27 protein-coding genes are annotated in these 26,245 nt (G+C 65.3%); 23 read left to right on the forward strand and 4 right to left on the reverse strand.

The genetic code is table 11. The features are described 5' to 3' along the window. Positions 1-5: 5 nt before the first annotated feature. Entirely contained in the window at positions 6-521 is a 516-nt protein-coding gene (locus IN820_RS10025; RefSeq protein WP_193680838.1) for a DUF2062 domain-containing protein, read from the reverse strand. A gap of 147 nt (positions 522-668) precedes the next feature. Between IN820_RS10025 and IN820_RS10030 the strand changes: the two genes are divergently transcribed. From IN820_RS10030 to murB, 8 genes are all read left to right on the forward strand, one after another. Continuing rightward, positions 669-2,894, forward strand: coding sequence for a DNA internalization-related competence protein ComEC/Rec2 (locus IN820_RS10030; RefSeq protein ID WP_193680839.1), 2,226 nt, complete (start codon positions 669-671; stop codon positions 2,892-2,894). Positions 2,895-2,965: 71 nt separating this feature from the next. Continuing rightward, positions 2,966-3,598: a MotA/TolQ/ExbB proton channel family protein gene (locus tag IN820_RS10035; RefSeq protein ID WP_193680840.1), complete on the forward strand. Its 633-nt coding sequence runs from the start codon at positions 2,966-2,968 to the stop codon at positions 3,596-3,598. After that, positions 3,595-4,023, forward strand: coding sequence for an ExbD/TolR family protein (locus tag IN820_RS10040; RefSeq protein WP_193680841.1), 429 nt, complete (start codon positions 3,595-3,597; stop codon positions 4,021-4,023). The genes IN820_RS10035 and IN820_RS10040 overlap by 4 nt, the downstream gene beginning before the upstream one ends. Beyond that, positions 4,023-5,027, forward strand: a complete 1,005-nt coding sequence (gene lpxK / locus IN820_RS10045; RefSeq protein WP_193680842.1) for a tetraacyldisaccharide 4'-kinase — start codon at positions 4,023-4,025, stop codon at positions 5,025-5,027. The genes IN820_RS10040 and lpxK overlap by 1 nt, the downstream gene beginning before the upstream one ends. Positions 5,028-5,072: 45 nt before the next feature. Further along, entirely contained in the window at positions 5,073-5,258 is a 186-nt protein-coding gene (locus IN820_RS10050; protein WP_193680843.1) for a Trm112 family protein, read from the forward strand. Further along, on the forward strand, positions 5,255-6,019 hold the full coding sequence (gene kdsB / locus IN820_RS10055; RefSeq protein WP_193680844.1) for a 3-deoxy-manno-octulosonate cytidylyltransferase: 765 nt from the start codon (positions 5,255-5,257) through the stop codon (positions 6,017-6,019). The genes IN820_RS10050 and kdsB overlap by 4 nt, the downstream gene beginning before the upstream one ends. Positions 6,020-6,021: 2 nt before the next feature. Next, positions 6,022-6,486, forward strand: coding sequence for a low molecular weight protein-tyrosine-phosphatase (locus IN820_RS10060; protein WP_193680845.1), 465 nt, complete (start codon positions 6,022-6,024; stop codon positions 6,484-6,486). Further along, positions 6,483-7,502 (forward strand): UDP-N-acetylmuramate dehydrogenase, encoded by a 1,020-nt coding sequence (murB, locus tag IN820_RS10065; protein ID WP_193680846.1) that lies wholly within the window; start codon positions 6,483-6,485, stop codon positions 7,500-7,502. The genes IN820_RS10060 and murB overlap by 4 nt, the downstream gene beginning before the upstream one ends. A gap of 41 nt (positions 7,503-7,543) precedes the next feature. On the opposite strand, the gene IN820_RS10070 is transcribed toward murB, so the two are convergent. Continuing rightward, complete coding sequence (locus tag IN820_RS10070) at positions 7,544-9,148, reverse strand: FMN-binding glutamate synthase family protein (RefSeq protein ID WP_193680847.1); 1,605 nt, start codon at positions 9,146-9,148, stop codon at positions 7,544-7,546. A gap of 512 nt (positions 9,149-9,660) precedes the next feature. After that, entirely contained in the window at positions 9,661-12,861 is a 3,201-nt protein-coding gene (gene rne / locus IN820_RS10075) for a ribonuclease E (protein ID WP_193680848.1), read from the reverse strand. A gap of 558 nt (positions 12,862-13,419) precedes the next feature. Here rne and rluC point away from each other — a divergent pair. The 3 genes from rluC to IN820_RS10090 are packed head-to-tail and all read left to right on the forward strand — an operon-like array spanning position 13,420 to position 16,025. Then, positions 13,420-14,373, forward strand: a complete 954-nt coding sequence (rluC, locus tag IN820_RS10080; protein ID WP_193680849.1) for a 23S rRNA pseudouridine(955/2504/2580) synthase RluC — start codon at positions 13,420-13,422, stop codon at positions 14,371-14,373. Beyond that, positions 14,366-15,052, forward strand: coding sequence for an HAD-IA family hydrolase (locus tag IN820_RS10085; RefSeq protein ID WP_193680850.1), 687 nt, complete (start codon positions 14,366-14,368; stop codon positions 15,050-15,052). Before rluC ends, IN820_RS10085 begins: the two co-directional genes overlap by 8 nt. Further along, a complete protein-coding gene (locus IN820_RS10090; RefSeq protein WP_193680851.1) occupies positions 15,042-16,025 on the forward strand; it encodes a S49 family peptidase in 984 nt (327 codons plus the stop codon). Before IN820_RS10085 ends, IN820_RS10090 begins: the two co-directional genes overlap by 11 nt. A gap of 21 nt (positions 16,026-16,046) precedes the next feature. On the opposite strand, the gene IN820_RS10095 is transcribed toward IN820_RS10090, so the two are convergent. Further along, entirely contained in the window at positions 16,047-16,625 is a 579-nt protein-coding gene (locus IN820_RS10095) for a Maf family protein (protein WP_193680852.1), read from the reverse strand. Between the two features lie 102 nt (positions 16,626-16,727). Here IN820_RS10095 and IN820_RS10100 point away from each other — a divergent pair, with 102 nt between their 5' ends. The 12 genes from IN820_RS10100 (at position 16,728) to IN820_RS10155 (ending at position 26,166) form a co-directional block, all read left to right on the forward strand. After that, positions 16,728-17,255 carry a YceD family protein gene (locus IN820_RS10100; protein WP_193680853.1) on the forward strand — a complete coding sequence of 176 codons (528 nt, stop codon included), beginning with the start codon at positions 16,728-16,730 and terminating at the stop codon, positions 17,253-17,255. Between the two features lie 12 nt (positions 17,256-17,267). Then, entirely contained in the window at positions 17,268-17,450 is a 183-nt protein-coding gene (rpmF, locus tag IN820_RS10105) for a 50S ribosomal protein L32 (protein WP_108105224.1), read from the forward strand. Positions 17,451-17,453: 3 nt separating this feature from the next. Next, complete coding sequence (gene plsX, locus IN820_RS10110) at positions 17,454-18,524, forward strand: phosphate acyltransferase PlsX (RefSeq protein WP_193680854.1); 1,071 nt, start codon at positions 17,454-17,456, stop codon at positions 18,522-18,524. Between the two features lie 64 nt (positions 18,525-18,588). Beyond that, the gene (gene fabD, locus IN820_RS10115) at positions 18,589-19,527 is read left to right on the forward strand and encodes an ACP S-malonyltransferase (RefSeq protein ID WP_193680855.1); all 939 of its coding nucleotides are present in this window, start codon (positions 18,589-18,591) and stop codon (positions 19,525-19,527) included. A gap of 14 nt (positions 19,528-19,541) precedes the next feature. Beyond that, positions 19,542-20,285 (forward strand): 3-oxoacyl-ACP reductase FabG, encoded by a 744-nt coding sequence (gene fabG / locus IN820_RS10120; protein WP_193680856.1) that lies wholly within the window; start codon positions 19,542-19,544, stop codon positions 20,283-20,285. A 194-nt stretch (positions 20,286-20,479) separates the two neighbouring features. Continuing rightward, complete coding sequence (gene acpP / locus IN820_RS10125) at positions 20,480-20,716, forward strand: acyl carrier protein (protein ID WP_003283670.1); 237 nt, start codon at positions 20,480-20,482, stop codon at positions 20,714-20,716. A gap of 188 nt (positions 20,717-20,904) precedes the next feature. Continuing rightward, entirely contained in the window at positions 20,905-22,149 is a 1,245-nt protein-coding gene (fabF, locus tag IN820_RS10130; protein ID WP_193680857.1) for a beta-ketoacyl-ACP synthase II, read from the forward strand. Then, on the forward strand, positions 22,149-22,967 hold the full coding sequence (gene pabC, locus IN820_RS10135) for an aminodeoxychorismate lyase (protein WP_408005234.1): 819 nt from the start codon (positions 22,149-22,151) through the stop codon (positions 22,965-22,967). The genes fabF and pabC overlap by 1 nt, the downstream gene beginning before the upstream one ends. Beyond that, a complete protein-coding gene (mltG, locus tag IN820_RS10140; RefSeq protein ID WP_193680859.1) occupies positions 22,964-24,031 on the forward strand; it encodes an endolytic transglycosylase MltG in 1,068 nt (355 codons plus the stop codon). The genes pabC and mltG overlap by 4 nt, the downstream gene beginning before the upstream one ends. Beyond that, complete coding sequence (gene tmk / locus IN820_RS10145; protein WP_193680860.1) at positions 24,028-24,660, forward strand: dTMP kinase; 633 nt, start codon at positions 24,028-24,030, stop codon at positions 24,658-24,660. The genes mltG and tmk overlap by 4 nt, the downstream gene beginning before the upstream one ends. Further along, entirely contained in the window at positions 24,653-25,639 is a 987-nt protein-coding gene (locus tag IN820_RS10150) for a DNA polymerase III subunit delta' (RefSeq protein WP_193680861.1), read from the forward strand. The genes tmk and IN820_RS10150 overlap by 8 nt, the downstream gene beginning before the upstream one ends. Before the next feature lie 170 nt (positions 25,640-25,809). Beyond that, positions 25,810-26,166 carry a PilZ domain-containing protein gene (locus IN820_RS10155; RefSeq protein WP_037043113.1) on the forward strand — a complete coding sequence of 119 codons (357 nt, stop codon included), beginning with the start codon at positions 25,810-25,812 and terminating at the stop codon, positions 26,164-26,166. Positions 26,167-26,245: the final 79 nt, after the last annotated feature.

The raw sequence follows: 26,245 nt of genomic DNA on the forward strand, positions 1-26,245 counted from the left end.
GAGGGCTAGCGCCGGTCGTTCCGGCGCTTGCGCCAGCTGCGGCCGACCCACCAGCGCCAATAGGCCTGCGTGCCGACATAGCCCAGCAGCGCCAGGATGACGGCCATGACCAGCGAACCGAGGTAGAGCGGCTGCCAGTGGCTTTGCAGCAGCTGGGTGATCCATGCCAGGCTCAATTCCTCCGGCATGCTGGTCGCCGGGGTGTCCATCAGCCAGGCGCCAAGCTTGTAATTGCAGTAGAACACCGGCGGCATCGTCAGGGGGTTGGTCAGCCAGACCAGGCCGATGGCGATCGGCAGGTTCGCGCGGGCGGGCAGGGCGCAGGCCGCTGCCGCGAGCATCTGCATGGGCATCGGGATCATCGCCCAGAACAGGCCGATGCCCATGGCACGGGATACCGAATGGCGATTGAGGTGCCAGAGGTTGGGATCGTGAATCAGCGCGCCGAGAAAACGCAGAGACTTGTTAGTCTTGATGCGATCGGGGTGCGGCATGTAGCGTTTGAATAAGCGACGCGGCATGAAGTTTCTCTGGCAGGCTGAGCCTGGCGATTATGCCTCGAAACGGCATACGACGCTGACAGTAGTTTTGTCACATTACGTCTACGACTACGCCAACTTACCACCCGCTAGATAGCGTTCCGGAATGGATTCCTGGAGTCGAGAACCATGCGCACATGGATGCTGGCGCTGGCCGTTGGCCTGGCCCTGCCACGTTTTCTACCCGAACTGCCGCCTGCCTGGGCTTATTCGGCCGTTGCCGCGTTCGGGGCGCTGCTGCTATTCAGGCGGCGCTTGCGCGTAGTGGCGCTGTTTTGCCTGGGCCTGGCCTGGGCCTGTCACCAGGCCCAGAGCGCCCTCGACGATCGCCTGCCGGCCTCGCTGGACGGGCGCACCTTCTGGCTGGAGGGCAGGGTCGTCGGGCTACCTGCCGTGCGCGGCGACGTGGTGCGCTTCGAGCTGGAAGACATCGCCTCGCGCCACGCGGGCTTGCCCTCCAGACTGCGTCTGTCCTGGTATGGCGGGCCGCAAGTGCAGGCCGGCGAGCGCTGGCGCCTGGCCGCGAGGCTCAAGCGCCCGCATGGTCTGGTCAATCCGCAATCCTTCGACTACGAAGCCTGGCTGCTGGCACGGCGAATTGGTGCGACCGGAACCATCAAGGCCGGGGAGCGGCTGCTGTCGTCGACCGCCAGCAACGCCTGGCGTGATCGCCTGAGGATGCGCCTGATGTCCGTTTCGGCATTCGATCGCCAGGGCGCCATTGCTGCGCTGGTGGTGGGTGACGATTCGGGGTTGAGCCGAGCCGACTGGCAGGTGCTGCAGGATACCGGGACGGTGCACCTGATGGTGATCTCCGGCCAGCATGTCGGCATGCTGGCCGGGTTGCTGTACGGGCTGGTGGCGTTGCTTGCGCGTTGGGGGTTGTGGCCACGGCAGTTGCCCTGGCTGCCCTGGGCATGCGCCCTGGCGCTGGCCGGTGCCCTGGCTTACGGTTGGCTGGCCGGTTTCAACGTGCCGGTACGCCGGGCCTGCCTGATGGTCGCGGTGGTGCTGCTCTGGCGCCTGCGCTTTCGCCACTTGGGCGTCTGGCTACCGTTCCTGCTGGCACTGAACGGTGTTCTGCTGATGGACCCGCTGGTCAGCCTGCAGCCGGGCTTCTGGTTGTCGTTCGGCGCCGTGGCGGTGCTGGCGCTGGTCTTCGCCGGCCGCCTGGGGCCCTGGCCCTGGTGGAAAACCCTGTTGCGTGCACAATGGGCGGCATCCCTCGGGCTGCTGCCGCTGATGCTGGCGCTCGGGCTGCCGATCAGCGCCAGCGGCCCCCTGGCCAATCTGATCGCGGTGCCCTGGGTCAGCCTGACGGTCCCCTTCGCCTTGCTCGGCACACTGCTTCTACCGCTATGGGGGATAGGCGAGGCACTGCTCTCGGCGGTGGGCTGGTCGCTCGCCGTCCTGTTCGAGCTGCTGACGGCGATCTCGGCCTGGCAACCGGCGTGGCTGGCGGCCGGTGTGCCGGCATGGGCCTGGATTCTGATTTCGCTGGGCGTCCTGCTGCTGTTGCTGCCGGCGGGTGTGCCGTTGCGTGCGCTGGGCCTGGTACTGCTGCTGCCGCTTGCCTTCCCGCCAGGGGAGACCTTGCCCGAGGGACGCGCGCAGGTGTGGCTGTTCGACGTCGGGCAGGGCCTGTCCGTGCTGGTGCGCACCCGCGAGCACGCGTTGCTCTACGATGCGGGGCCAAGCTATGGCGAATTCGATACGGGGGAACGGGTGGTTTTCCCTTCCTTGCGCACCCTGGGCGTGCAGGGGTTGGACATGCTGTTGCTCAGCCATGCCGACAACGATCATGCCGGCGGCGCGCAGGCGATCCAGCGGCTGATGCCGGTCGCGCGCGTCGTCAGCGGCCAGCCGCAGCGACATGCGCCTTCCCTGGTCGCCGAGCCCTGCCGCAGTGGGGCCGAATGGGAGTGGGACGGGGTGCGCTTTCGCCTGTGGCAATGGCAGGCGGCGCGCGACAGCAACCAGATGTCCTGTGTGCTGCTGGTCGAGGCCGGCGGTGAGCGCCTGCTGCTGACCGGCGACATCGACCAGGCGGCCGAGCAGGCGCTGCTGGACGGCGCGATGCCGCTCCAGGCGCAATGGCTGCTGCTTCCGCATCATGGCAGCCGCAGTTCCTCGTCGGAGCGCTTTCTGCGATCCGTGGAGCCGGAGGCGGCGCTGATTTCGCGCAGCCTGCACAACGCGTTCGGCCATCCGCACCCGAGCGTGACGGCACGCCTGCAGGCGCTCGGCGTGGCAAGCTACGACACCGCATTGCAGGGCGCGATCCGGATCGATCTCGGCCGTTTCTCGCCGGGCCATGGCGAACGCGCGCAACGACGCTTCTGGCGGGAAAAATGAGAACGGCGGCCGTCGGCGGCCTGGCGACCCTATGCTAGAGTGGCGCCACTTTTTCGAGGGGGATTCATCTCGTGTGGGAGCTGGTCAAAGCGGGCGGCTGGATAATGCTGCCGATCATTCTGTGTTCCATCGCCGCTGCCGGCATCGTCGCCGAGCGCCTGTGGACGCTGCGGCCGAGCCGCGTCACGCCACCGCATCTGCTCGGCCAGGTGTGGAAGTGGATCAAGGACAAGAAGCTCAGCAACCAGAAGCTCAAGGAACTGCGTGCCGATTCGCCCCTGGGCGAGATCCTCGCCGCCGGCCTGGCCAACTCCAAGCGCGGCCGCGAGATCATGAAGGAATGCATCGAGGAAGCGGCCGCCCGCGTGGTGCATGACCTCGAGCGTTACCTCAATGCGCTCGGCACCATCGCCGGCATCGCGCCGCTGCTGGGGCTGCTGGGTACGGTGCTGGGCATGATCGAGATCTTCAGCGCCTTCATGGGCTCGGGCATGGCCAACGCGCCGCTGCTCGCCGGCGGTATCGCCAAGGCGCTGATCACCACCGCCGCGGGGCTGATGGTGGGCATCCCGGCGCTGTTCTTCCATCGTTTCCTGCAGCGCCGGGTGGACGAGCTGGTCGTGGGCATGGAACAGGAGGCGATCAAGCTGGTGGAAGTGCTGCAAGGCGACCGCGATGTCGATCTCGGTGAGGACAGGGCGTGAAATTCCGTCGCAAACCTCGCGAGAACGTGGAGATAGGCCTGGCACCCTTGATCGACGTGGTGTTCATCCTGTTGCTGTTCTTCGTGGTCACCACCACCTTCACCCGCGAGACGCAGCTCAAGGTCGATCTGCCGGAGGCGGCCAGCGGCACGCCGCCGCAGGAAAACGAAGTCAGGCAGCTGGAAGTGCTGATCGACGTGGCCGGTAACTATTCGCTCAATGGCAAGGCGCTGTTGAAGAGCGATCTGAACTCGCTGATGGCGGCGCTGAGCAAGGAGTCCGGCGGCGACACCGGCTTGCCGATGATCATCAGCGCCGACGGCAAGACGCCGCATCAGGCGGTGATCACCGCGATGGATGCGGCCGGCAAGCTCGGCTTCGCCCAGTTGCGCATCACCACCGTCGAGGCGCAGGCCACGCCCTGATGTCGTTCTCCGATCGTCTGCAGCGCGCCTGGTACCAGGGGCATCCGGCATTGCGCTTACTGGCGCCGCTGGAGCTGCTGTACCGACGCGTGGTCGAGGCGAAGCGTCGGCGTTTCCTCGAAGGTGCCAGCGAAGCCTATCGGGCACCCGTGCCGGTCATCGTGGTGGGCAACATCACGGTGGGCGGCACCGGCAAGACGCCGTTGATTCTCTGGCTGATCGAGCATTGTCGCGCGCGCGGGCTGCGGGTCGGCGTCGTCAGCCGCGGCTACGGCGCCAGCCCGCCTTCGCTGCCGTGGCGGGTACGGCCGGAGCAGTCGGCGCAGCAGTCCGGGGACGAGCCGCTGCTGATCGTGCAGCGTACCGGCGTGCCGCTGATGATCGACCCGGATCGCCCGCGCGCGGTGCGCCGGTTGCTGGAAAGCGAACCACTGGACCTGATCCTGTGTGACGATGGCCTGCAGCACTATCGGCTGGCGCGCGATCTCGAACTGGTGCTGATCGATGCGGTGCGCGGGCTGGGCAATGGCCGTTGCCTGCCGGCCGGCCCCCTGCGCGAGCCGGCCGCGCGGCTGGATACGGTGGATGCGGTGCTGCTCAATGGCGCCCACGCCGATTCTGCCGATGGCTATGCATTCGCCCTGCAACCCAGTGCGCTGGTCGAGCTGCGCTCCGGCGAGCGCTGGCCGCTCGACCATTTCCCGCCCGGGCAGCAACTGCATGCGGTGGCCGGTATCGGCAACCCGCAGCGTTTCTTCGCCACGCTCGAGGCGCTACACTGGCGCCCGATTCCGCATGCCTTCGCCGATCATGCCGCCTACGCTCCGGAGCAACTGAACTTCAGCCCCGAGCTGCCGCTGGTGATGACCGAGAAGGACGCGGTGAAATGCCGGGCCTTCGCGCCATCGGGCTGGTCCTACCTGCAGGTGCAGGCGTCGCCCTCGGCGACCTTCGTCGCCTGGTTCGACGGTCAGCTGGCCCGTTTGCTGCCCGACCACTCTTAAGCCGCTCGATCTGCAGCCGCAGTCGACCGCTTCCAAGGACTGCGCATGGATACCAAACTGCTCGATATTCTGGCCTGCCCGCTGTGCAAGGGGCCGCTGAAGCTGGCCGACGACAAGGCCGAACTGATCTGCAAGGCCGACGGCCTGGCCTTTCCCGTGCGTGACGGGATACCGGTGATGCTCGAGAGCGAAGCTCGTACCCTCGACGTGGACGAGCGCCTGGACAAATGAGCAGCCCCTACACCGTCGTGATCCCGGCGCGCTATGCCTCAAGCCGCCTGCCGGGCAAGCCGCTGCTGGACATCGCCGGCAAGCCGATGATCCAGCATGTCTGGGAGCAGGCGCGCAAGAGCGCCGCGCAGCGGGTGGTGATCGCCACCGACGACCCGCGCATCCTCGATGCCTGCGCGGCATTCGGTGGCGAAGCCCTGCTCACCCGCGCCGATCACAACTCCGGCACCGACCGCCTGGCCGAAGTGGCCGAGACGCTGGGGCTCGCCGACGATGCGATCGTAGTGAACGTGCAGGGCGACGAGCCGCTGATTCCTCCGGCGGTGATCGATCAGGTCGCGGCGAACCTGGCCGCGCACGGCGAGGCGGCCATGGCGACGCTGGCCGAGCCGCTGGCCGATGCCGCAGCGCTGTTCAATCCCAACGTGGTCAAGGTGCTGACCGATTGCAACGGCCTGGCGCTGACCTTCAGCCGTGCTCCCTTGCCCTGGGCCCGCGACGCCTTCGCGATCGATCGCAGCACGTTGCCCGCGGGCGTACCTTATCGCCGGCACATCGGCATCTACGCCTATCGCGCGGGCTTCCTCGCCGATTTCGTCGCCTGGGGCCCATGCTGGCTCGAGAACACCGAGAGCCTGGAGCAGCTGCGCGCGCTCTGGCATGGCCGACGCATCCACGTACAGGACGCCGTCGAAGCGCCGCAGGCCGGGGTGGATACGCACGAGGATCTCGAGCGGGTTCGCCGGTTGCTGGGGAGCTGAGCGTGCGGGTGCTGTTCGTCTGCATGGGCAATATCTGCCGTTCGCCCACGGCCGAAGGCGTCTTGCGCCAGCGGGTGCGCGCGGCGGGGCTGGAAGGGCGGATCGACATCGATTCGGCCGGCACCGGCGACTGGCACGTCGGCAAGCCGCCCGATGGCCGCGCCTGCAGCGCGGCGCGGCGGCGCGGCTACGAACTCGGCACGTTGCGCGCGCGCCAGGTACGGCCGGACGACTTCCAGCGCTTCGACCTCATCCTGGCCATGGACCACGACAATCTCGCCCGGCTGCGTGCCCTGCAGCCCGAGCAGGGCGGCGCCGAGCTGGACCTGCTGCTGCGCCGCTACGACCTGGGCTGCGATGCCGTGCCCGATCCCTACTACGGCGCCGAGGATGGCTTCGAAGAGGTGCTGGACCTCCTGGAGCAGGCATGCGACGCCTTGCTCGAAGAAATCAAGGGGCGGCTGTGAGCCTGATCATCGAAGCGAACCGCTCGCTCAAGCCGTTCAATACCTTCGCTGTCGAGCAACGAGCGGCTTTTTTCGCCACCGCGCGCAGCGATGCCGAGGTTCGCGAGGCGGTTGCCCAGGCACGGCTGCGCGATGTGCCGCTGCTGCCCATCGGCGGCGGCAGCAATCTGCTGCTGACGCAGGATGTCGCCGCGCTGGTGCTGCACATGGCCAGTAGCGGTCGACACGTGCTCGAAGAGACCGGCGATCGCGTACTGGTCGAAGCGGAGGCCGGCGAAGCCTGGCATCCGTTCGTGCTCTGGACGCTGGAGCAGGGGCTGTCCGGGCTGGAGAACCTGAGCCTGATTCCGGGCACGGTGGGCGCTGCGCCGATCCAGAACATCGGGGCCTACGGGATCGAGCTCAAGGACGTATTCGCCGGCCTCACCGCGCTGGACAGCGAAACCGGGCAGTTGCGTGACTTCGAGCTGGACGAATGCGCGTTCGGCTATCGCGACAGCCTGTTCAAGCGGCAGCCGGGGCGCTACCTGATCCTGCGGGTGCGTTTCGCGCTGCGGCGCCAGGCTCTCCTGCACCTCGAATACGGGCCGATTCGCCAGCGCCTGGCGGAGCAGGGCATCGCGACGCCTACCGCGCTGGATGTCAGCCAGGCGGTCTGTGCGATTCGCAGCGAGAAACTGCCGGACCCTCGACAGCTGGGCAATGCCGGCAGTTTCTTCAAGAACCCGCTGGTGACCGAGGCCGCCGCACAGGCGCTTGGCGAACGCTATCCCGATCTGGTCGCCTACCCGCAGGGCGATGGGCAAGTGAAGCTGGCGGCCGGCTGGCTGATCGAACGTGCCGGCTGGAAAGGCTTCCGCGAGGGCGACGCCGGGGTGCATCGCCTGCAGGCGCTGGTGCTGGTCAACCACGGGCAGGCCAGCGGCAGCCAGTTGCTGCAACTGGCGCAGCGTATCCAGGCGGATATCCTTGCGCGCTTCGGTGTATCGCTGGAGATCGAGCCGAACGTGCTCTGAGAACCTGTTAACGATCTGCTGCGCGTCGTTTCGTGCCCAGTTCAGTCGAGTCTGGGCGCGAAACTCTCCGCCTGGGCCATGTCCCACATCCGCCGGTAGAATTCACCCTGCACGTCGTCGTTGAGCAGCACGCCGGGCTCGAGAAAGGTGTGCAGCTGCGAGAACAGCTTGATCTCGGTGGCGGACATGCGCCGTACCAGGTGCTTGGCTTCGAGTTGTTGCGGGTGTTCGAGGCCGGCGGCGGCGAGCATTTCGGACAGCGCCTGGAGCGTGTTGCGGTGGTAGTTGTAGACCCGCTCGGCCTTGTCCGGCACCACCAGGGCGCGCTGGCGTAGCGGGTCCTGGGTGGCGACCCCGGTGGGGCATTTGTTGGTGTGGCACGACTGCGACTGGATGCAGCCGATCGCGAACATGAAGCCGCGCGCCGCGTTGGCCCAGTCGGCACCGATCGCCAGCACGCAGGCGATGTCGAAGGCGCTGACGATCTTGCCGCTGGCGCCGAGCTTGATGTGCTCGCGCAGGTTCAGCCCCACCAGGGTGTTGTGCACGAACAGCAGGCCCTCGCGCAGCGGCACGCCGATATGGTTGGTGAACTCCAGCGGCGCCGCGCCGGTGCCGCCTTCCTTGCCGTCGACGACGATGAAGTCCGGCAGGATGCCGCTCTGCAGCATGGCCTTGGCGATGGCCATGAATTCCCAGGGGTGGCCCAGGCAGAGTTTGAAGCCGACCGGTTTGCCGTCACTCAGTTCGCGCAGTTGGGCGATGAAATCGAGCAGTTCCAGGGGTGTCGAGAAGCTGCTGTGGCTGGCCGGCGACACGCAGTCGCGATCCATGGGTACGCCGCGGGTCGCGGATATCTCTGCGGTGATCTTGTGCTTGGGCAGGATGCCGCCGTGCCCTGGCTTGGCGCCCTGGCTGAGCTTTATCTCGATCATCTTCACCTGCGGTTGCCGCGCCTGCTGGGCGAAACGCTGCGGATCGAAACGGCCCTGTTCGTCGCGGCAGCCGAAATAGCCGCTGCCCAGCTCCCAGATCAGGTCGCCGCCGTGCTCGCGGTGGTAGCGGCTGATGCTGCCTTCGCCGGTGTCGTGGGCGAAGCCGCCCATCTTCGCACCGCGATTGAGGGCGCGGATGGCATTGGCGCTGAGCGAGCCGAAGCTCATCGCCGAGATGTTGAAGATCGAAGCCGAGTAGGGCTGCCGGCACTGCGGCCCGCCGATGGTGATGCGAAAGCCCTGCGGGTCGGCGTGCGGCGCGGTCCTGATCGAGTGGCTGATGAATTCGAAGCCGGTGCCGTAGACGTCGGCCAGCGTACCGAAGGCCTTGTCGGCGACCTGGTTCTTGGCGCGGGCATAGACCAGCGAGCGCTGCGCGCGGGAGAAGGGCAGCGGATCGCTATCGTTCTCCAGCAGGTACTGGCGGATCTCCGGGCGGATGGTTTCTATCAGGTAGCGGATATTGCCGAGGATCGGATAGTTGCGGCGCACCGCCTGTTTGCGCTGGAGCAGATCGTTGATGCCGATGGCGCTGAGCGCCGCCGTGACCAGGCTGAGCGGCCAGATGTGCTCCAGCCATGGCAGGCCGAGCAGGGTGAACAGCACGCAGAACGCGAAGAAGGCATAGCGGTTCATCAACGACAGGTTCATTCCGGCTCCTTTGCCTGATCTACAAGGCGTGATGTTCCGATGCTGGCCGGGTAATGGCAATCGCTGCCTTCGTCTATCGTGGCGGTTTCCAGGCGCAGGGGCATGCAAGGACCGATGTTCGGGCGATCGGGCGCACGCCGGTAGGTTGGCGCTGGGCGCAGCGAAGCCCAACGGGGATCGGCACGAACGTGTCGGGCTTCGTCGCTTCGCTCCTCAGGCTGCGCGCCTCGACCCAACCTGCGCGCTGCCTGAAGCTCGCCGGCACAGTGCAGCCACAAAAAAAACCGGTTTCCAGCCACGTAGGTTGGGTTGAGCCGCGCAGCGGCGAAGCCCAACATCACACGGAGCCAGGGCAGGTCTCCTGCCGAAGTTCGCATTTCGACGAATGTGTCGCCTGATGCCTTGCTCGTTGGGCTTCGCAGGCTCAACCCAACCTACGTTCAGCCGATGCCGGGGCGTGGCGCAAAAAAAGGGATGCCGAAGCATCCCTTTTTTAGGCCCATCGCCCTGAATCAGCCCTGGGGCTTTTCCCGAGTGTCCGGCTCGCTGCCTTTTTCATCGGTATCGACCGGTTCACGAGGCGCTTGCTGGGGCGCGTCCTCATTGGCGGTCGGCTGCTCCTGCGGCTCGACGGCTTCGAGCGGCTGCTGCTCCGGCTGCTCCTGCGGCTCGACGGCTTCGAGCGGCTGCTGCTCCGGCTGTGCCTGCGGCTCGACGGCTTCGAGCGGCTGCTCCTGCGGCAGTGCCTTCTGCTCGGTGCTCGGCTCGGCCGGATGCTGGACGGCCTCCGCTTCGCTCTCGACGATGCTCGGTTCAGCCACTTGCGCGGGCTGCGCTTCGCTCACCGGCTCGCTGACGACGATTTCCGGGCTGGCCAGAGGCTGTTCTGCCGCCTTGGCTTCGGCTTCGGCGGCTTCCCTGGCCAGGCGCTCGGCTTCGCGCTGACGGCGGCGAACTTCGCGCGGATCGTTGGGCGCACGGCCGCTGGGCGTGAGCACCGGTGCGGCTGCGGTCGGTGCCGCTTCGGTTAGTTCAGCGACTTGTTCAACAGCGACTTGTTCAGCGATCGGTTGCGGCGCTACTTCCGGGGTTTCGCTGACTTGAGGTGCCTCCAGGGGCTCGCTCGGAGCGGTTTCGGCCTGCAGCGGCTGTTCGGCTTCGACCGTCGTTCTGGTTTCTACCGGTTCCGCGACGGTCTCGACCACAGCCGGCGCTTCTTCGGTTACGGCTTCGGCGGTTGCCAGGGGCTGCTCTACCGCTTCTTCGGCCTGTTCCTCGCCTTGCTGCTGCGGCTGCGGCTGCGGCTGCGCGGCTTCGGTATCGGCGGTGTTGGCAGCCAGAGCGGCGGCGGTTGCGGCGATGGCAATTTCCTCGGTCTTCACCGGGGCGTTGCTTTCGTCGACTTCCTCGATCTCGTTGCCGTTGGCATCACGCTGGCGCTCGCGGCGGTTGCTGCGGCGACGCTGGCCGCGGGAGCGGCGGCGGGGGCGCTCGCCTTCGCTGCCGTCAGTGCCGTCGTTGGCATCCTGGCTTTCCTCGCTCGCCTCCTCGCCTTGCTGCAGCAGCTCTTCGCCAAGGGCCGGTGCCTGCTCGGCACGTGGCTTGCGCTCTTCGCGCGGGGCGCGTGGCTGGCGTTCGGCCTGCTCTTCGTCGGCGACGGCTGGCGCTTCGTCGATCGGGGCGCGCAGTTCGCGCTTGCGCTCTTCGCGCGGCTTGCGTTCCTCGCGCGGAGCGCGCTCGCGGCGTGGCTGGGCTTCACCGGCTTCAGCCTGCTCGCGTGGCTTGCGCTCTTCACGCGGCGGACGTGGCTGACGCTCTTCGCGCTGTTGACGTTCCTCGCGTGGCTGGCGTTCCTCGCGCGGCTTGCGCTCTTCGTCGCGACCGCTGCGCGAATCGCGGCGGCGGTTCTGCTGGCGGCCGCTGCGGCGCTCGTCGTTGCGCGGTGGGCGCTGGGCGGCGGGCTTCTTCTCGACTTGCGCGGCAGGCTGCTCTTGCGCCTTGCCGGCGAACAGACCGACCAGCGACTTGATCAGGCCCTTGAACAGGCTGGGTTCCTGGGCAGCCACGGTGGCGGCTACCGGTGCTTCGGCAGGAGCCGCGACGGTCGGCGTCGGTGCGGTACGCTGGGGTGCGGTCTTGACCGCCGCTTCCTGGCGTACCAGGGTGCGGGTGGAGCTGATCGGCTGAACCTCTTCCGCTTCGCTCTGGCTCATCTCGTAGCTGGCCTGGCCTGCCATGATTTCCGGGCTGTCGTCGCGCAGGCGCTGCACTTCGAAGTGCGGCGTTTCCAGGTGGTCGTCCGGCAGGATGAAGATGCGTGCGCGGGTGCGCAGTTCGATCTTGGTGATCGCGTTGCGCTTCTCGTTGAGCAGGAAGGCGGCAACCTGGAAGGGCACGCGGGCGCGGACCTCGGCGGTGCGGTCCTTGAGCGCTTCTTCCTCGATCAGGCGCAGGATCGCCAGCGACAGCGACTCGACGTCGCGGATGATGCCCTGGCCGTTACAGCGCGGACAGACGATGCCGCTGGTCTCGCCGAGCGACGGGCGCAGGCGCTGGCGGGACATTTCCAGCAGGCCGAAACGCGAGATGCGGCCGACCTGGATGCGCGCGCGGTCGGCTTCGAGCGCTTCGCGCATCTTCTCTTCCACGGCGCGCTGGTTCTTCGCCGGGGTCATGTCGATGAAGTCGATGACGATCAGGCCGCCGATATCGCGCAGGCGCAGCTGGCGGGCGATTTCCTCGGCCGCTTCCAGGTTGGTCTGCAGCGCGGTTTCTTCGATGTCGCCGCCCTTGGTGGCGCGCGCCGAGTTGATGTCGATGGAGACCAGGGCTTCGGTCGGGTCGATGACGATGGAGCCGCCGGACGGCAGCTTCACTTCACGCTGGAAAGCGGTCTCGATCTGGCTTTCGATCTGGAAGCGGTTGAACAGCGGGACGCTGTCTTCGTAGAGCTTGATCTTGCTGGCGTACTGCGGCATGACCTGCTGGATGAAGCTCAGCGCCTCGTCCTGGGCCTCGACGCTGTCGATCAGCACTTCGCCGATGTCCTGGCGCAGGTAGTCGCGGATGGCGCGGATGATGACGTTGGATTCCTGGTAGATCAGGAAGGGCGCGGCGCGATCCTGCGAGGCTTCCTTGACCGCGGTCCACAGCTGCAGCAGGTAGTCCAGGTCCCATTGCAGTTCTTCGCTGGAGCGACCGAGGCCGGCGGTGCGCACGATCAGTCCCATGTCGGCCGGCACGTTGATGCCATTGAGGGCTTCGCGCAGTTCGTTGCGCTCCTCGCCTTCGATGCGGCGGGAGATGCCGCCGGCGCGGGGGTTGTTGGGCATCAGCACCAGGTAACGGCCGGCGAGGCTGACGAAGGTGGTCAGGGCTGCGCCCTTGTTGCCGCGTTCTTCCTTCTCGACCTGGACGATGACTTCCTGGCCTTCGCGCAGGACGTCCTTGATGTTCACGCGGCCTTCGGGGGCCTTGCTGAAGTATTCGCGGGAGATTTCCTTGAGTGGGAGAAAACCGTGGCGCTCGGCGCCGAAGTCGACGAAGGCGGCTTCGAGGCTGGGCTCGACGCGGGTGATCTTGCCTTTGTAGATGTTGGCTTTCTTCTGCTCGCGGGCACCCGATTCGATGTCCAGGTCGAACAGGCGTTGGCCATCGACCAGTGCGACACGCAACTCTTCAGGCTGAGTTGCGTTAATTAGCATTCTTTTCATGTAGTACCGTCGGTTTCCGTGGCATCCGGAAACGGCGTTCGGCACACACGACTCTCGCGGTCGGTGTCAGGTGAGTCAGGAATGGTTGTAAGGCACTCCAGTGTCCAGCGATGTGCGGCCAGATGGGCCGGCGTCGCGACGACGTCTCCTGCTTGCTGTCGGAACAGCAGCAATGGTTCGGGAGGAGGAATCAGGCATCGGTAGCGGACGGAATGAAGCGTCTGTGAAAGCCTTTGCTACGCAATCCGATGCTCTGTGCATCTCCACCCAACACGCATACTTTGAAAATCGGGTGCCGCTCGCAGAATCCGGGGAGCGGGTTGTCGATTATCGCGATTCCCCAGCGGGGGCACGCATCATGTCTTCAAGGCTTGTTTCGCAACTTCACCGCTACTTGAGGGAAGCTCCGTCGGACGGCCTCACGTCCTCGAACATTTTAGCCGGTCAGGGATGGCGATCTCGCTGGCAGCCCTGGACCTGGCCGCTTTGGGCGGCGTTCGCGACTATAACAGCAATGTTTAAGTGCTTCAATTCCATGAAAATTGGTATGATGCCGCGATGACCAATACCCCCTCCCAGACCTCTGGTGTGCAAATACTCGAGGTGGCGCCGGAACTTGCAGGCCAGCGCATCGACAACTTCCTCCGTACCCAGCTCAGAGGCGTTCCCAAGACGCTGATCTACCGCATCCTGCGCAAAGGCGAGGTGCGGGTGAACAAGGGGCGGATCAAGCCTGAATACAAGCTGCAGGCGGGCGACCTGGTGCGTGTTCCGCCGCTGCGCCTGGCCGAGCGTGACGAGCCGGAGCCGCTGGCGCAAGGGCTGCTCGAGCGGCTGGAAAAGGCCATCGTCCACGAGGACAAGGCGCTCATCGTGTTGAACAAGCCGGCCGGCATCGCGGTGCATGGCGGCAGCGGACTCAGCTACGGGGTCATCGAGGCGTTGCGGCAGTTGCGCCCGGATGCCAAGGAGCTTGAACTGGTCCATCGCCTGGATCGCGACACCTCCGGTCTGCTGATGATCGCCAAGAAGCGCAGCATGCTGCGCCATCTGCATCAGGCCTTGCGTGGCGACGGTGTGGACAAACGCTATATGGCGTTGGTGCGTGGCCGCTGGGAGACGTCGAAGAAGCAGGTCAACGCGCCGCTGCTGAAGAACACGCTGCGTTCGGGCGAGCGCATGGTCGAAGTGACCGAGGAAGGCAAGGAGGCGCTGACGCTGTTTCGTGTGTTGCGGCGTTTCGGCGACTTCGCCACCCTGGTCGAAGCGAAGCCGGTGACCGGGCGTACCCATCAGATCCGGGTGCATGCGCGGCATGCCGGTCACAGCATCGCCGGCGACAGCAAGTACGGCGATGAAGAATTCACCCGCGAGATTCGCGAGCTCGGCGGCAAGCGCCTGTTCCTGCATGCCTATGCCTTGAAGGTGCCGCTGCCCGATGGCGGCGAACTGTCGCTGGAGGCGCCGGTCGATGAAGTCTGGGCGCGGACGCTGGAGCGGTTGGGTGAATAGATACGAGGTCCTGATCTTCGACTGGGATGGCACGCTGGTCGACTCCATCGGGCGTATCGTCGAGTCGATTCGTGTCGCTGCGCGCAGTTGCGATCTGCCGCAGCGCGATGATGCGGCGATCAAGGGCATTATCGGCCTGGCGTTGCCCGAAGCCATCGCCGTGCTCTATCCCGAGGTGTCCGATGTCGCGCAGGTAGAGGTGTTTCGCCAGCGCTACAGCGAGCACTACCTGGCGCTGGAGGCGCAGCCGTCGGCGCTGTATCCGGGGGTTGCGCAGGCATTGCAGGCGTTTCGCGACGCGGGCTATCTGCTGGCGGTGGCCACCGGGAAAGGGCGGCGCGGCCTGGATCGCGTGTTGATGGGGCAGGGCTGGGAGGATTTCTTCGATATCACCCGCTGTGCGGACGAGACCGCGAGCAAGCCGGACCCGCTGATGCTCCATGAGATTCTCGCCTACTGCGGCAAGCGTCCGGAGCAGGCCCTGATGGTCGGTGATTCGGTGTTCGATCTGCAGATGGCTCAGCGTGCGGGAGTGGATAGCGTGGCCGTCGCTTATGGTGCGCAGTCGCTGGACGTCCTGCAGCAGTGCCGTCCACGGATGGCGATCAATCGTTTTGCGGAGCTCGGCACCTGGTTGCGCTCCGCGGCTGGTTCTGAGGTGAATGCATATGTCGGATGAATGGAAGGCGCCGGTGGATGACGACAAGGCGGACCGCAACAGCTGGAAACTGCTGGAGAAGACCCTGCTCGCCGGTGTCCAGGAGCAGCGGCGCGCGAGGCGCTGGGGGATCTTCTTCAAGCTGCTGACCTTCATCTACCTGTTCGGCGCGCTGGCGCTGTTTTCCCCGGCGCTGCAGTTGGGCAAGGGCAAGGCGGCTTCGGAAAGCCATACCGCGGTGATCAACGTGCGCGGGATGATCGCCGACGAGGAGTCGGCCAGCGCCGATAACGTGGTGGGCGCCCTGCGGGCGGCGTTCGAGGACGCCAATACCAGGGGCATCGTCCTGCGGATCAACAGCCCTGGCGGCAGTCCGGTCCAGTCCGGCTATATCTACGATGAGATTCGGCGGCTGCGTGGCGAGTACCCGGCGATCAAGGTCTATGCGGTGATCACCGATCTCGGCGCCTCGGGTGCCTACTATATCGCCAGTGCGGCGGATGAAATCTATGCGGACAAATCCAGCCTGGTGGGCTCCATCGGCGTAACGGCGGCTACCTTCGGTTTCGTCGATACCATGGAGAAGCTCGGTGTCGAGCGTCGGGTATATACCGCCGGCGAACACAAGGCGTTCCTCGATCCGTTCCAGCCGGAGAAGCCCGAGGAAACCGAATTCTGGCGCAGTGTGCTGGCCACCACGCACCGGCAGTTCATCGACAGCGTCAAGCGCGGGCGCGGCGACCGGCTGCAGGATGCCGAGCATCCGGAGCTGTTCTCGGGGCTGGTCTGGTCGGGCGAGCAGGCGCTGGAACTGGGGCTGATCGATGGCCTGGGTGGTACCGCGCATGTTGCCCGTGAGGTGATCGGCGAGCCGGAAATCGTCGATTTCACCGTGAAGGAATCGCCGCTCGATCGCTTTACCAAGAAGTTGGGGGCCGGCGTCGCCGAGCGCCTGGCGCTCTGGTCCGGGCTGCAGGGGCCGGCGCTGCGCTAATGGCCGCGGCCTGGTGATCGATCAGGGTATCTCGATGCCTTCGTTCAGCAGCATGTCCACCAGGCGGATCAGCGGCAGGCCCACCAGGCTGGTGACGTCCTCGCCCTCGGTGGCGCGGAACAGGCTGATGCCCAGGCCCTCGGCCTTGAAGCTGCCGGCGCAATCGTAGGGCTGCTCGATCGTCAGGTAGCGCTCGATGCGGTTGTCGTCCAGTTCGCGAAAATGCACGGTGAAAGGGACGCAGCCCACCTGGATGCGGCCACTACCGCTGTCCAGCAAGGCCAGTCCGGTGAGAAATCTCACGCGGGTGCCGCTGGCGGCCTGCAGTTGCTGCTTCGCGCGCTCGAAGGTGTGCGGCTTGCCGAGGATGCTGTCGCCGAGCACTGCGGCCTGATCGGAGCCGATGATCAGGTGGTCCGGGTATCGTTCGGCCAGCGCCCGGGCCTTGCTCTCGGCAAGCCGGCGCACCAGCCGTTCGGCGTCTTCTCCGGGGCGCGGGGTTTCGTCGATTCGGGGTGCGCAGCTGTCGAACGGCAGGTGCAGGCGAGAAAGCAGTTCCTGGCGGTAGGGTGAGCTGGATGCGAGAAGCAGGCGGCGCATGTTTCCTCCTTTTATATAGGGGCGAAATTGTATGCGTTCGGCGATGAAGTGGGGCGGAATTCCTTTGACAGGTCGCGGGCGCGTCCCTAAAATGCCGCGCTTATGTTGAAAGGACCGATACCTCCGCACGTTGATCCGCGCAAGCTCGCTGACCGGGCGGCCACCCTCGAGGGTGAGCTGCAGCTGTCACAGCTCGAGCGGCTCGCTGATCCCCTCGAGGATGATCAGGGTGTGGTGCGCGCCCATTTTGCATTCGGGCGCGACGAGCAGCGCGCTGTGGTCATCCACAGTCGGCTCGATGTTGAAGTCAAGATGATTTGCCAGCGTTGTCTGGAGCCGGTTGTTCTGCCGATTCACAGCGAATGCGATTACGCGGTTGTGAATGAAGGGGCGAGCAGCCAGCACCTGCCCAAGGGGTACGACGTGCTGGAAGTGGGAGAGGATCCTCTGGATCTGCTGGCGCTGGTCGAGGACGAGCTGTTGCTCGCTCTGCCGATTGTTCCACTCCATGACCCTGAAATTTGCCAGCCGCCGGTTGGGCCAGATGAGCCTGAGCCGAGTGAGGACGAGGTAACGCGGTCCAACCCGTTCAGCGTACTGGCGCAGTTAAAGCGTGACCCAAACGTTTAGGAGTTGATCCAAATGGCTGTTCAGCAGAACAAAAAATCCCGTTCCGCCCGCGACATGCGTCGTTCCCACGACGCCCTCGAGGCGAGCGCTCTGTCCGTGGAAAAGAGCACCGGTGAAGTTCACCTGCGTCACCACGTTTCCCCGGACGGTTTCTACCGTGGTCGCAAGGTGATCGACAAGGGCGCCGACGAGTAATCCTTGTCCGCTCCGGTCATCGCGATCGATGCAATGGGTGGGGACTTCGGTCCCCACTGCATTGTTCCGGCCAGCCTTTCCTGTCTGGCTGAAAACACCTCGCTGCATCTGGTCCTCGTCGGCCAATCCTCCCTGCTCGAACAGCTCGCCGCCCAGCATTCGCGGCTGGATCGCTCGCGCCTGCGTATCGTCGATGCGCCTGAAGCGATCGGCATGGACGAGCGCCCGACCCAGGCCTTGCGCGGCAAGCCGCGCTCCTCCATGCGCGTTGCGCTCGAGCTGGTGCGCGACGGTCATGCGCACGCCTGTGTCAGCGCCGGCAATACGGGGGCGCTCATGGCGCTGGCGCGGCAAGTGCTGAAAACCCTGCCGGGGATCGATCGGCCGGCCATGGCCACGGCCCTTCCCACCCGGGGCAAGCCCTGCCTGCTGCTGGATCTGGGCGCGAATGTCGACTGCACGGCGGGACAGCTCTATCAGTTCGCGGTGATGGGCGCGGTGGCAGTCGAGTCCCTGGGCGTGGAGCGGCCGCGGGTCGCGCTGCTGAACGTCGGCACGGAAGAGATCAAGGGCAATCAGCAGGTGAAACTGGCGGCGAGCCTCCTGCAGCAGGCCGGCGACCTCAATTACCAGGGCTTCATCGAGGGTGACGGGCTCTATCGTGGCGAGGCCGATGTCGTCGTGTGCGACGGCTTCGTCGGCAATGTGCTGCTCAAATCCAGCGAGGGCCTGGCCGAGATGCTGGTGGCGCGGGTCGAGGCGCTGTTCAGGCGCTCGCTGGGCGCGCGGCTCGTGGGCGCCATGGCGCTGCCGCTCCTGCGCCGGTTGCGCGCCGATCTCAATCCGGCCCAGTACAACGGCGCGAGCTTTCTCGGGCTTCAGGGCATCGTGGTCAAGAGTCATGGCAGTGCCGGAGCGGATGGTTTCAAGTCGGCGATCCGGCGCGCCGCCCAGGATGTCGAGCACGACCTTCCCGGGCAGCTTCACGGCAGGCTGGAGCGCTTCCTGGCGGATGGTCGGCTATCCGGGGTCGCGGATGATGTGACTGCCGGGGATGGCCCGCCATCCAACTGAAATTCGCTGCGCCTGCTCGCGGGCGTATTCTTCAAGACGAACAGAACCACAAGAGAGCCGTTTCATGTCCGCATCATTCGCTTTCGTCTTTCCCGGTCAGGGTTCGCAGTCCCTCGGCATGCTTGCCGAGCATGGCGCCCAGCAGAGCGTGATTCTCGACACGTTCGCCGAGGCTTCCTCGGCGCTGGGCTATGACCTCTGGGCGCTGACCCAGCAGGGTCCCGAAGAGCAACTGAACCAGACCGACAAGACCCAGCCGGCGATTCTGGCTGCTTCCATCGCGCTGTGGCGCCTGTGGTCGGCCGAAGGTGGCGCGCAGCCCGCGTTCGTCGCCGGTCACAGTCTCGGTGAATACTCGGCCCTGGTGGCCGCTGGCAGTCTGCCGTTCGCCGACGCGGTCAAGCTGGTCGAATTGCGCGGCCAGCTGATGCAGCAGGCGGTGCCGGCCGGGCAGGGCGGTATGGCGGCCATTCTCGGTCTGGAAGATGCCGATGTGCTGGCGGCCTGCGCCGAATCCGCGCAGGGCGAGGTGGTCAGTGCGGTCAATTTCAATGCGCCAGGCCAGGTGGTGATCGCCGGCAGCGCGGCGGCCGTCGAGCGTGCGATCGAGGCGTGCAAGGCCAGGGGCGCCAAGCGTGCCATGGCCTTGCCGGTGAGTGTGCCCTCTCACTGCGAGCTGATGCGCCCGGCTGCGCAGCGCTTTGCCGCGTCGGTGGAGGCCATTGCCTGGCAGGCCCCGCAAATTCCGCTGGTGCAGAACGTCAGTGCGGCGGTGGTCGCGGACCTGGATGCCCTCAAGCGCGACCTGCTGGCGCAGCTCTACAGTCCGGTACGCTGGGTCGAATCCATGGTCGCCCTGGGCGAGCGCGGAGTCACCGGTCTGGTCGAATGCGGTCCCGGCAAGGTTCTGTCGGGGCTCAACAAGCGCTGCGTCAAGGGCGTCAGCACCTACAATCTCGATACCCCCGAAGCTTTCGCGGCGACTCGCGCCGCGCTGGCTTGAACAAGGAGAACGCTATGAATCTGCAAGGCAAGGTGGCGCTGGTAACCGGCGCGAGCCGCGGCATCGGTCAGGCCATCGCCCTTGAGCTGGGCCGTCAGGGTGCGATCGTAATCGGCACGGCGACCACGCCGTCAGGTGCCGAGCGTATCGCCGAGACGTTGAAAAACAATGGCATCGAAGGCGCTGGCCTGGTACTCGACGTGGGTAACGACGAGTCGGTCAGCAGCACCTTGGAACATATTCAGCAGCATCTCGGGCAGCCGGCCATCCTGGTCAACAATGCCGGTATCACCCGCGACAATCTGATGCTGCGGATGAAAGACGACGAGTGGTTCGACGTCATCAACACCAATCTCAACAGCCTGTATCGCCTGTCCAAGGCGGTGCTGCGCGGCATGACCAAGGCCCGTTGGGGGCGAATCATCAACATCGGGTCGGTGGTTGGTGCCATGGGTAACGCCGGGCAGGTAAACTACGCCGCAGCCAAGGCCGGTCTGGAGGGTTTCAGCCGTGCATTGGCTCGTGAGGTCGGTTCGCGTGGCATCACGGTGAACTCTGTGGCGCCGGGTTTCATCGACACCGACATGACTCGCGAGTTGCCGGAAGCCCAGCGTGATGCGCTCCTGGGGCAGATTCCCCTGGGGCGTCTCGGTCAGGCCGAAGAAATTGCCAAGGTCGTCGCGTTTCTCGCTTCGGACGGTGCAGCCTATGTCACCGGGGCCACGGTTCCGGTGAATGGCGGCATGTACATGAGCTGAATGTGACGCCAGGCACAGGAAGGCAGTCATAAGGGCTGTCTTGAAAATAGCTATAAAACCGCAGCCGGTTTATAGACAGATGGTTGGAGGTGGCTTCATGCTTGCCTGCTTTCAACTTGAAATGCGGAAAACGCTTTCTATACACTACCGCGCACACCAGCTGCCTGATTTTTCCATAGGAGTGAAAACAAGGTATGAGCACCATCGAAGAACGCGTCAAGAAAATCGTTGCCGAGCAACTTGGCGTTAAAGAAGAGGAAGTAACCAACAGCGCTTCCTTCGTCGAAGACCTGGGTGCCGACTCTCTTGACACCGTTGAGCTGGTAATGGCTCTGGAAGAGGAGTTCGAGACCGAAATCCCGGACGAGCAAGCCGAGAAGATCACCACCGTTCAGGAAGCCATCGATTACATCAACGCGCACGCGCAGTAAGTTGTAATCCGCTTCGGAACCTGGAAAAGCCGCACTGCCTTGCACGGGTAGTGCGGCTTTTCTTTGAGAAGGAATCATCCCCCGGTCGCGTAGCTGCCCCTGCAGCTGGACCGAGGACTGTTCCTGTCTCGGCAAGAGCCGGTCGATAGGAATCGAGCCAAGTACGTTTAGGTATAGGAGTAATTGCTGTGTCGCGTAGACGCGTCGTGGTCACCGGGATGGGCATGCTATCGCCACTGGGTAACGATGTGCCGAGCAGCTGGCAAGGCATTCTGGCCGGCCGCAGTGGTATCGGCCTGATCGAGCACATGGACCTTTCGGCCTATTCCACTCGTTTTGGCGGGTCGATCAAGGGCTTCGAGGTCGAGCAGTATCTGCCTGCAAAAGAGGCGCGCAAGCTCGACCTGTTCATTCAGTACGGCCTCGCCGCCAGCTTCCAGGCGATGCGCGATTCCGGCCTGGAGATCACCGATGCCAACCGTGAGCGCGTCGGGGTGGCCATGGGCTCCGGTATCGGCGGGCTGACCAATATCGAGAGCAGCTGCAAGGCGCTGATCGAGCAGGGCCCGCGGCGTATTTCGCCGTTCTTCGTGCCGGGTTCGATCATCAACATGGTGTCCGGCTTCCTGTCCATCCATCTGGGATTGCAGGGGCCCAACTATGCCATCGCCACCGCCTGTACCACCGGTACGCACTGCATCGGCATGGCTGCGCGCAACATCGCCTATGGCGAGGCCGACGTCATGATCGCCGGCGGTTCCGAAATGGCCGCCAGCGGTCTCGGGATCGGCGGCTTCGCAGCGGCGCGGGCACTCTCCACGCGCAACGACGACCCGGCCGGGGCCAGCCGTCCCTGGGACAAGGGACGTGATGGTTTCGTGCTGTCCGACGGCGCCGGCGCGCTGGTGCTCGAGGAACTGGAGCATGCCAAGGCACGCGGTGCGCACATCTATGCCGAGCTGATCGGTTTCGGTATGAGCGCCGATGCGTTCCATATGACCTCGCCGCCGGATGACGGGGCGGGTGCGGCGCGGTGCATCCGCAATGCGCTGAAGGATGCCCAGCTGAATGTCGACCAGGTGCAGTACATCAATGCGCATGGCACTTCCACGCCGGCGGGCGACAAGGCCGAGGCCGCGGCGATCCGTAATGTGTTCGGCGATCAGGCCTATGAGCTGTCGGTGAGTTCGACCAAGTCGATGGTCGGTCACCTGCTCGGGGCTGCCGGCGCGGTCGAGGCGATCTTCAGCGTGCTGGCGATTCGTGACCAGGTGGCGCCGCCGACCATCAACCTGGACGAGCCGGACGAGGGCTGCGATCTCGACTTCGTGCCGCACCAGGCCAAGCCGAGGCCAATCGACGTCGCGGTTTCCAACTCGTTCGGCTTTGGCGGCACCAACGGCTCGCTGGTGTTCCGCCGGTTCGCCGAGTGATATCGAGCTGGCTGGACGGGCGGCCCTGCGACGGGCTGTCCGTGCATGACCGTGGTCTGGCCTATGGCGATGGCCTGTTCGAGACGATCCGCGTCGTGGACGGGCGAGCGTGCCTGCTCGAACGTCATTTGCAGCGTGTGGGCGAAGGCTGCCGGCGTCTCGCCATTCCCGTCGATCTGGCGGGGCTGCGCGAAGAACTCGTGCACTTTTGCCGGGAGTTGGGGCGGGGCGTTGCCAAGCTGATCCTGACCCGGGGAGCCGGCCAGCGCGGCTATGCGCCGCCGCAACCCTGCCAACCGCGGCGGTTGCTGCTCGGCTCGGCTCTGCCCGCTTATCCGTCGCAGCATGCCGAATCCGGTGTGCGGCTTTTTCCCTGTGCGACACGCCTGGCCGAGCAGCCCCTGCTCGCCGGTATCAAGCATCTCAATCGCCTCGAGCAGGTTCTGGCGCGGGCCGAATGGCAGGATCCGGGCTATGCCGAGGGGCTGATGCGCGACACGTCCGGCCGGGTGATCGAAGGCGTGTTCAGCAACCTGTTTCTGGTCGTCGATGGCCAGCTGCGCACGGCATCGCTGCAGCGCTGCGGCGTGGCAGGGATCATGCGCGCGGAGATCATCGCCCAGGCCTCGCGGCTGGCGATCCCGCTGGTCGAATGCGATATCGCCTACGACCAGTTGCTGCAGGCCGATGAAGTGTTCGTCTGCAACAGCCTGTATGGCATCTGGCCCGTGATCGGCCTGGCCGAGCATGCCTGGCCGGTGGGGCCGCTGACCCGTAAACTGCAATCCGTCGTTGCCGACCTGTTGAGTGATTCGTGATTCGTAGACTGTTTATCCTGCTGCTGGCGATCGTGCTGCTGGCAGCCATCGCCCTCGGGCTGTTCGCCTGGAAGCAGTATGCCGCGCTGGAGCAGCCGTTGGCTGTGGCCGAGACGCAACTGCTCGATGTCCGCCCGGGCGATACGCCCAGCGGCGTATTCCAGCGCATGGAGGCGCAAGGCCTCCTGAAGGATTCGTTCTGGCTGCGCATCCACTGGCGGCTGAACCTGTCCGGGCAGAACCTGCACAGCGGCGAATACCGGCTGGAGCCGGGCATGACGGTGCGCGACATGATCGGCCTGTGGCAGCGCGGCGAAGTCGAACAGTACGGCCTGACGCTGGTCGAGGGCTGGAATTTCCGCCAGCTGCGCGTCGCCCTGGAGAACCAGCCCAAGCTGCAGCAGACCTTGCCGGGGCTCTCCGACCGCGAGGTGATGGCGCGCCTCGGGCATCCCGAGCTGCATCCCGAAGGGCGTTTCTTCCCCGATACCTACCGTTTCACCCGTGGGACCAGTGACCTCGACCTGCTCAAGCGGGCCTTCGCGCGGCTGGAGCAGGTGCTCGACGAGGAGTGGCAGCAACGCGCAGAGGGCTTGCCGTACAAGGATGCCTACCAGGCGCTGATCATGGCCTCGATTATCGAAAAGGAAACCGGCGTGCCCAGCGAACGCGGCGAGATCGCCGGGGTCTTCGTGCGCCGGCTCGCGCGGGGCATGCTGCTGCAGACCGATCCGACCGTGATCTACGGGATGGGCGAGGCCTATCGCGGACGCATCACCCGCAACGACCTGCGCACGCCGACGCCGTACAACACCTACACCACCGCCGGGCTGCCGCCGACGCCGATCGCCATGGTCGGGCGCGAGGCGATCCATGCGGCGCTGCATCCGCTGGAAGGCAAGAGCCTCTACTTCGTCGCCCGTGGCGATGGCAGTCACGTATTCAGCAACACCCTCGACGAGCACAATCGTGCGGTGCGCCAGTACCAGCTCAAGCGCCGCGCCGATTACCGCTCCAGCCCACCGCCGCGGCAAGCGCCGGCAACCAGCGAGAATGGCCAATGAACGGACTCTTCATCACCCTGGAAGGACCCGAAGGCGCGGGCAAGAGCACCAACCGTGAATATCTCGCCGAGCGTCTGCGTGCCTGCGGTCTGGACGTGGTGCTGACGCGCGAGCCGGGCGGGACGCCACTGGCCGAGCGCATTCGCGAACTGCTGCTGACCCCGGCCGACGAACCGATGGCCGCCGATACCGAGCTGCTGCTGGTGTTCGCCGCACGCGCGCAACACTTGGCACAGGTCATACGGCCGGCGCTGGCACGCGGCGCGGTGGTGCTCTGCGATCGTTTCACCGATGCCACCTATGCCTACCAGGGCGGTGGCCGCGGGCTTTCGCCGGAACGGATCGCACAACTGGAAACCTTCGTGCAGGGCGATCTGCGCCCTGATCTGACGCTGATCTTCGACCTGCCGGTGGAGGTGGGGCTGGCCCGCGCTGCGGCGCGGGGCAGGCTGGATCGGTTCGAGCAGGAGGGCATGCGCTTCTTCGAGTCCGTCCGTCGCGCCTATCTGGAACGCGCCCGGCTTGCGCCGTCGCGCTATCGCATCCTCGATGCCGGCCAGCCGCTGAAAGCCGTGCAGCGGGATGTCGAGGCGCTGGTTCCCGAGCTACTGGAGCGCCTGCATGGCTGACGTCCTTCCCTGGCAGGCCGCTCTCTGGCAACAACTGGCAGGCCGCCAGCAGCATGCCCATGCCTATCTGCTGCACGGCCCCGGCGGGATCGGCAAGCGTCTGCTGGCCGAGCAACTGATGGCGCTGCTGCTGTGCCAGCGGCCGTCGGGCAACGCTGCCTGCGGGCAGTGCAAGGCGTGTCAGCTGCTGGCGGCGCATACGCATCCGGATCACTACGTGCTCGAGCCCGAGGAAGCGGACAAGGCGATCCGGGTCGACCAAGTGCGCGATCTGGTCGGCTTCGTCACCCAGACCGCTCAGTTGGGCGGGCGCAAGGTGGTGCTGCTGGAGCCGGCCGAGGCGATGAACCTGAATGCCGCCAACGCGCTGCTGAAAAGCCTCGAAGAGCCCTCCGGCGACACCGTGCTGCTGCTCATCAGCCACCAGCCCAGCCGTCTGCTGCCGACCATCAAGAGCCGCTGCGTGCAGCAGGCCTGCCCGCTGCCGGGGCGCCAGCAGAGTCTCGACTGGCTCGCCGGACAACTGCCGGAACTCGATCAAGTGCTGCGCGAGCAATTGCTGGCCCTGGCCGCGGGCTCGCCACTGGCTGCGCTGAAGCTGCACGAGCAGAAGGTGCTGGAACTGCGCGCGCTGGTGGTCGATGGCGTGAAGAAGCTGCACAAGCAGCAACAGTCGGCCAGTCAACTGGCCGAGGGCTGGAACGCCCTTCCGCTGATCCTGCTGTTCGATTGGTTCTGCGAGTGGGCGCACCTGATCCTGCGCTACCAGATGACCTCCGACGAAGCGGCGCTCGGTGCCGCGGATATGCAGAAGGTGGTGCAGTACCTGGCGCAGAAGGCGCCGCGACAAAAGGTCCTGGGCATGCAGGACTGGCTGCTCGAACACCGGCAGAAAGTCCTGGGCAAGGCCAACCTCAACCGTGTCTTGCTTCTCGAAGCGTTACTGGTGCAGTGGGCAAGCCTGCCTGGCAAAGGCTAGAATCGAGCGGAATGTTCATTAGCAGGTCGTTGAAAAGCTGCCTGCGTTGGCAATGCTGCGTTAAACAGCCTCAAATGCTCATTTACAGTGCGTAAACTCCGCTTTTCGGCTGTTTTTGCCTTGTCTTGCCTGCCTCGCCTACGTTTTTCAGCTGCCTGTTAGGAACCCGCATGAGCCTGCCAGCAAACCTCGGTCCGCGTAACGGTATCCTGTCCCTGACCATCAAGGACAAATCGGTGCTCTACGCCGCGTTCATGCCGTTCATCAAGCACGGCGGGTTGTTCATTCCGACCAACAAGAGCTACAAGCTGGGCGATGAAGTGTTCATGCTGCTCAACCTGATGGACGAGCCGGAAAAGATTCCGGTCGCCGGCAAGGTGGTCTGGATCACTCCCAAGGGCGCCCAGGGCAGTCGCGCCGCCGGCATTGGCGTGCAGTTCAACGAAGGCGACAACACCGCGCGCAACAAGATCGAGACCTATCTTGCCGGTGCGCTGAAGTCGGACCGGCCGACCCACACGATGTAAACCCACGGCTCGTTGCGGGCCGTCGCGATTATCAGCTTTCCCGCCTTTTGCTCTACAATCGCTCCTTTTCGCGATGGCA

The sequence above is a fragment of the Pseudomonas lopnurensis genome (genome assembly GCF_015070855.1).
GTDB classification, from domain to species: Bacteria; Pseudomonadota; Gammaproteobacteria; order Pseudomonadales; family Pseudomonadaceae; genus Stutzerimonas; species Stutzerimonas lopnurensis.

Excerpts from the sequence above, each read along its gene's own strand:
- IN820_RS10025 (WP_193680838.1), bottom strand. The coding sequence starts at position 521 with ATGCCGCGTCGCTTATTCAAACGCTACATGCCGCACCCCGATCGCATC.
- IN820_RS10030 (WP_193680839.1), top strand. The coding sequence starts at position 669 with ATGCGCACATGGATGCTGGCGCTGGCCGTTGGCCTGGCCCTGCCACGT.
- lpxK (WP_193680842.1), top strand. The coding sequence starts at position 4,023 with ATGTCGTTCTCCGATCGTCTGCAGCGCGCCTGGTACCAGGGGCATCCG.
- IN820_RS10050 (WP_193680843.1), top strand. The coding sequence starts at position 5,073 with ATGGATACCAAACTGCTCGATATTCTGGCCTGCCCGCTGTGCAAGGGG.
- kdsB (WP_193680844.1), top strand. The coding sequence starts at position 5,255 with ATGAGCAGCCCCTACACCGTCGTGATCCCGGCGCGCTATGCCTCAAGC.
- IN820_RS10070 (WP_193680847.1), bottom strand. The coding sequence starts at position 9,148 with ATGAACCTGTCGTTGATGAACCGCTATGCCTTCTTCGCGTTCTGCGTG.
- rne (WP_193680848.1), bottom strand. The coding sequence starts at position 12,861 with ATGAAAAGAATGCTAATTAACGCAACTCAGCCTGAAGAGTTGCGTGTC.
- rluC (WP_193680849.1), top strand. The coding sequence starts at position 13,420 with ATGACCAATACCCCCTCCCAGACCTCTGGTGTGCAAATACTCGAGGTG.
- IN820_RS10090 (WP_193680851.1), top strand. The coding sequence starts at position 15,042 with ATGTCGGATGAATGGAAGGCGCCGGTGGATGACGACAAGGCGGACCGC.
- IN820_RS10095 (WP_193680852.1), bottom strand. The coding sequence starts at position 16,625 with ATGCGCCGCCTGCTTCTCGCATCCAGCTCACCCTACCGCCAGGAACTG.
- IN820_RS10100 (WP_193680853.1), top strand. The coding sequence starts at position 16,728 with ATGTTGAAAGGACCGATACCTCCGCACGTTGATCCGCGCAAGCTCGCT.
- rpmF (WP_108105224.1), top strand. The coding sequence starts at position 17,268 with ATGGCTGTTCAGCAGAACAAAAAATCCCGTTCCGCCCGCGACATGCGT.
- fabD (WP_193680855.1), top strand. The coding sequence starts at position 18,589 with ATGTCCGCATCATTCGCTTTCGTCTTTCCCGGTCAGGGTTCGCAGTCC.
- fabG (WP_193680856.1), top strand. The coding sequence starts at position 19,542 with ATGAATCTGCAAGGCAAGGTGGCGCTGGTAACCGGCGCGAGCCGCGGC.
- acpP (WP_003283670.1), top strand. The coding sequence starts at position 20,480 with ATGAGCACCATCGAAGAACGCGTCAAGAAAATCGTTGCCGAGCAACTT.
- tmk (WP_193680860.1), top strand. The coding sequence starts at position 24,028 with ATGAACGGACTCTTCATCACCCTGGAAGGACCCGAAGGCGCGGGCAAG.
- IN820_RS10150 (WP_193680861.1), top strand. The coding sequence starts at position 24,653 with ATGGCTGACGTCCTTCCCTGGCAGGCCGCTCTCTGGCAACAACTGGCA.
- IN820_RS10155 (WP_037043113.1), top strand. The coding sequence starts at position 25,810 with ATGAGCCTGCCAGCAAACCTCGGTCCGCGTAACGGTATCCTGTCCCTG.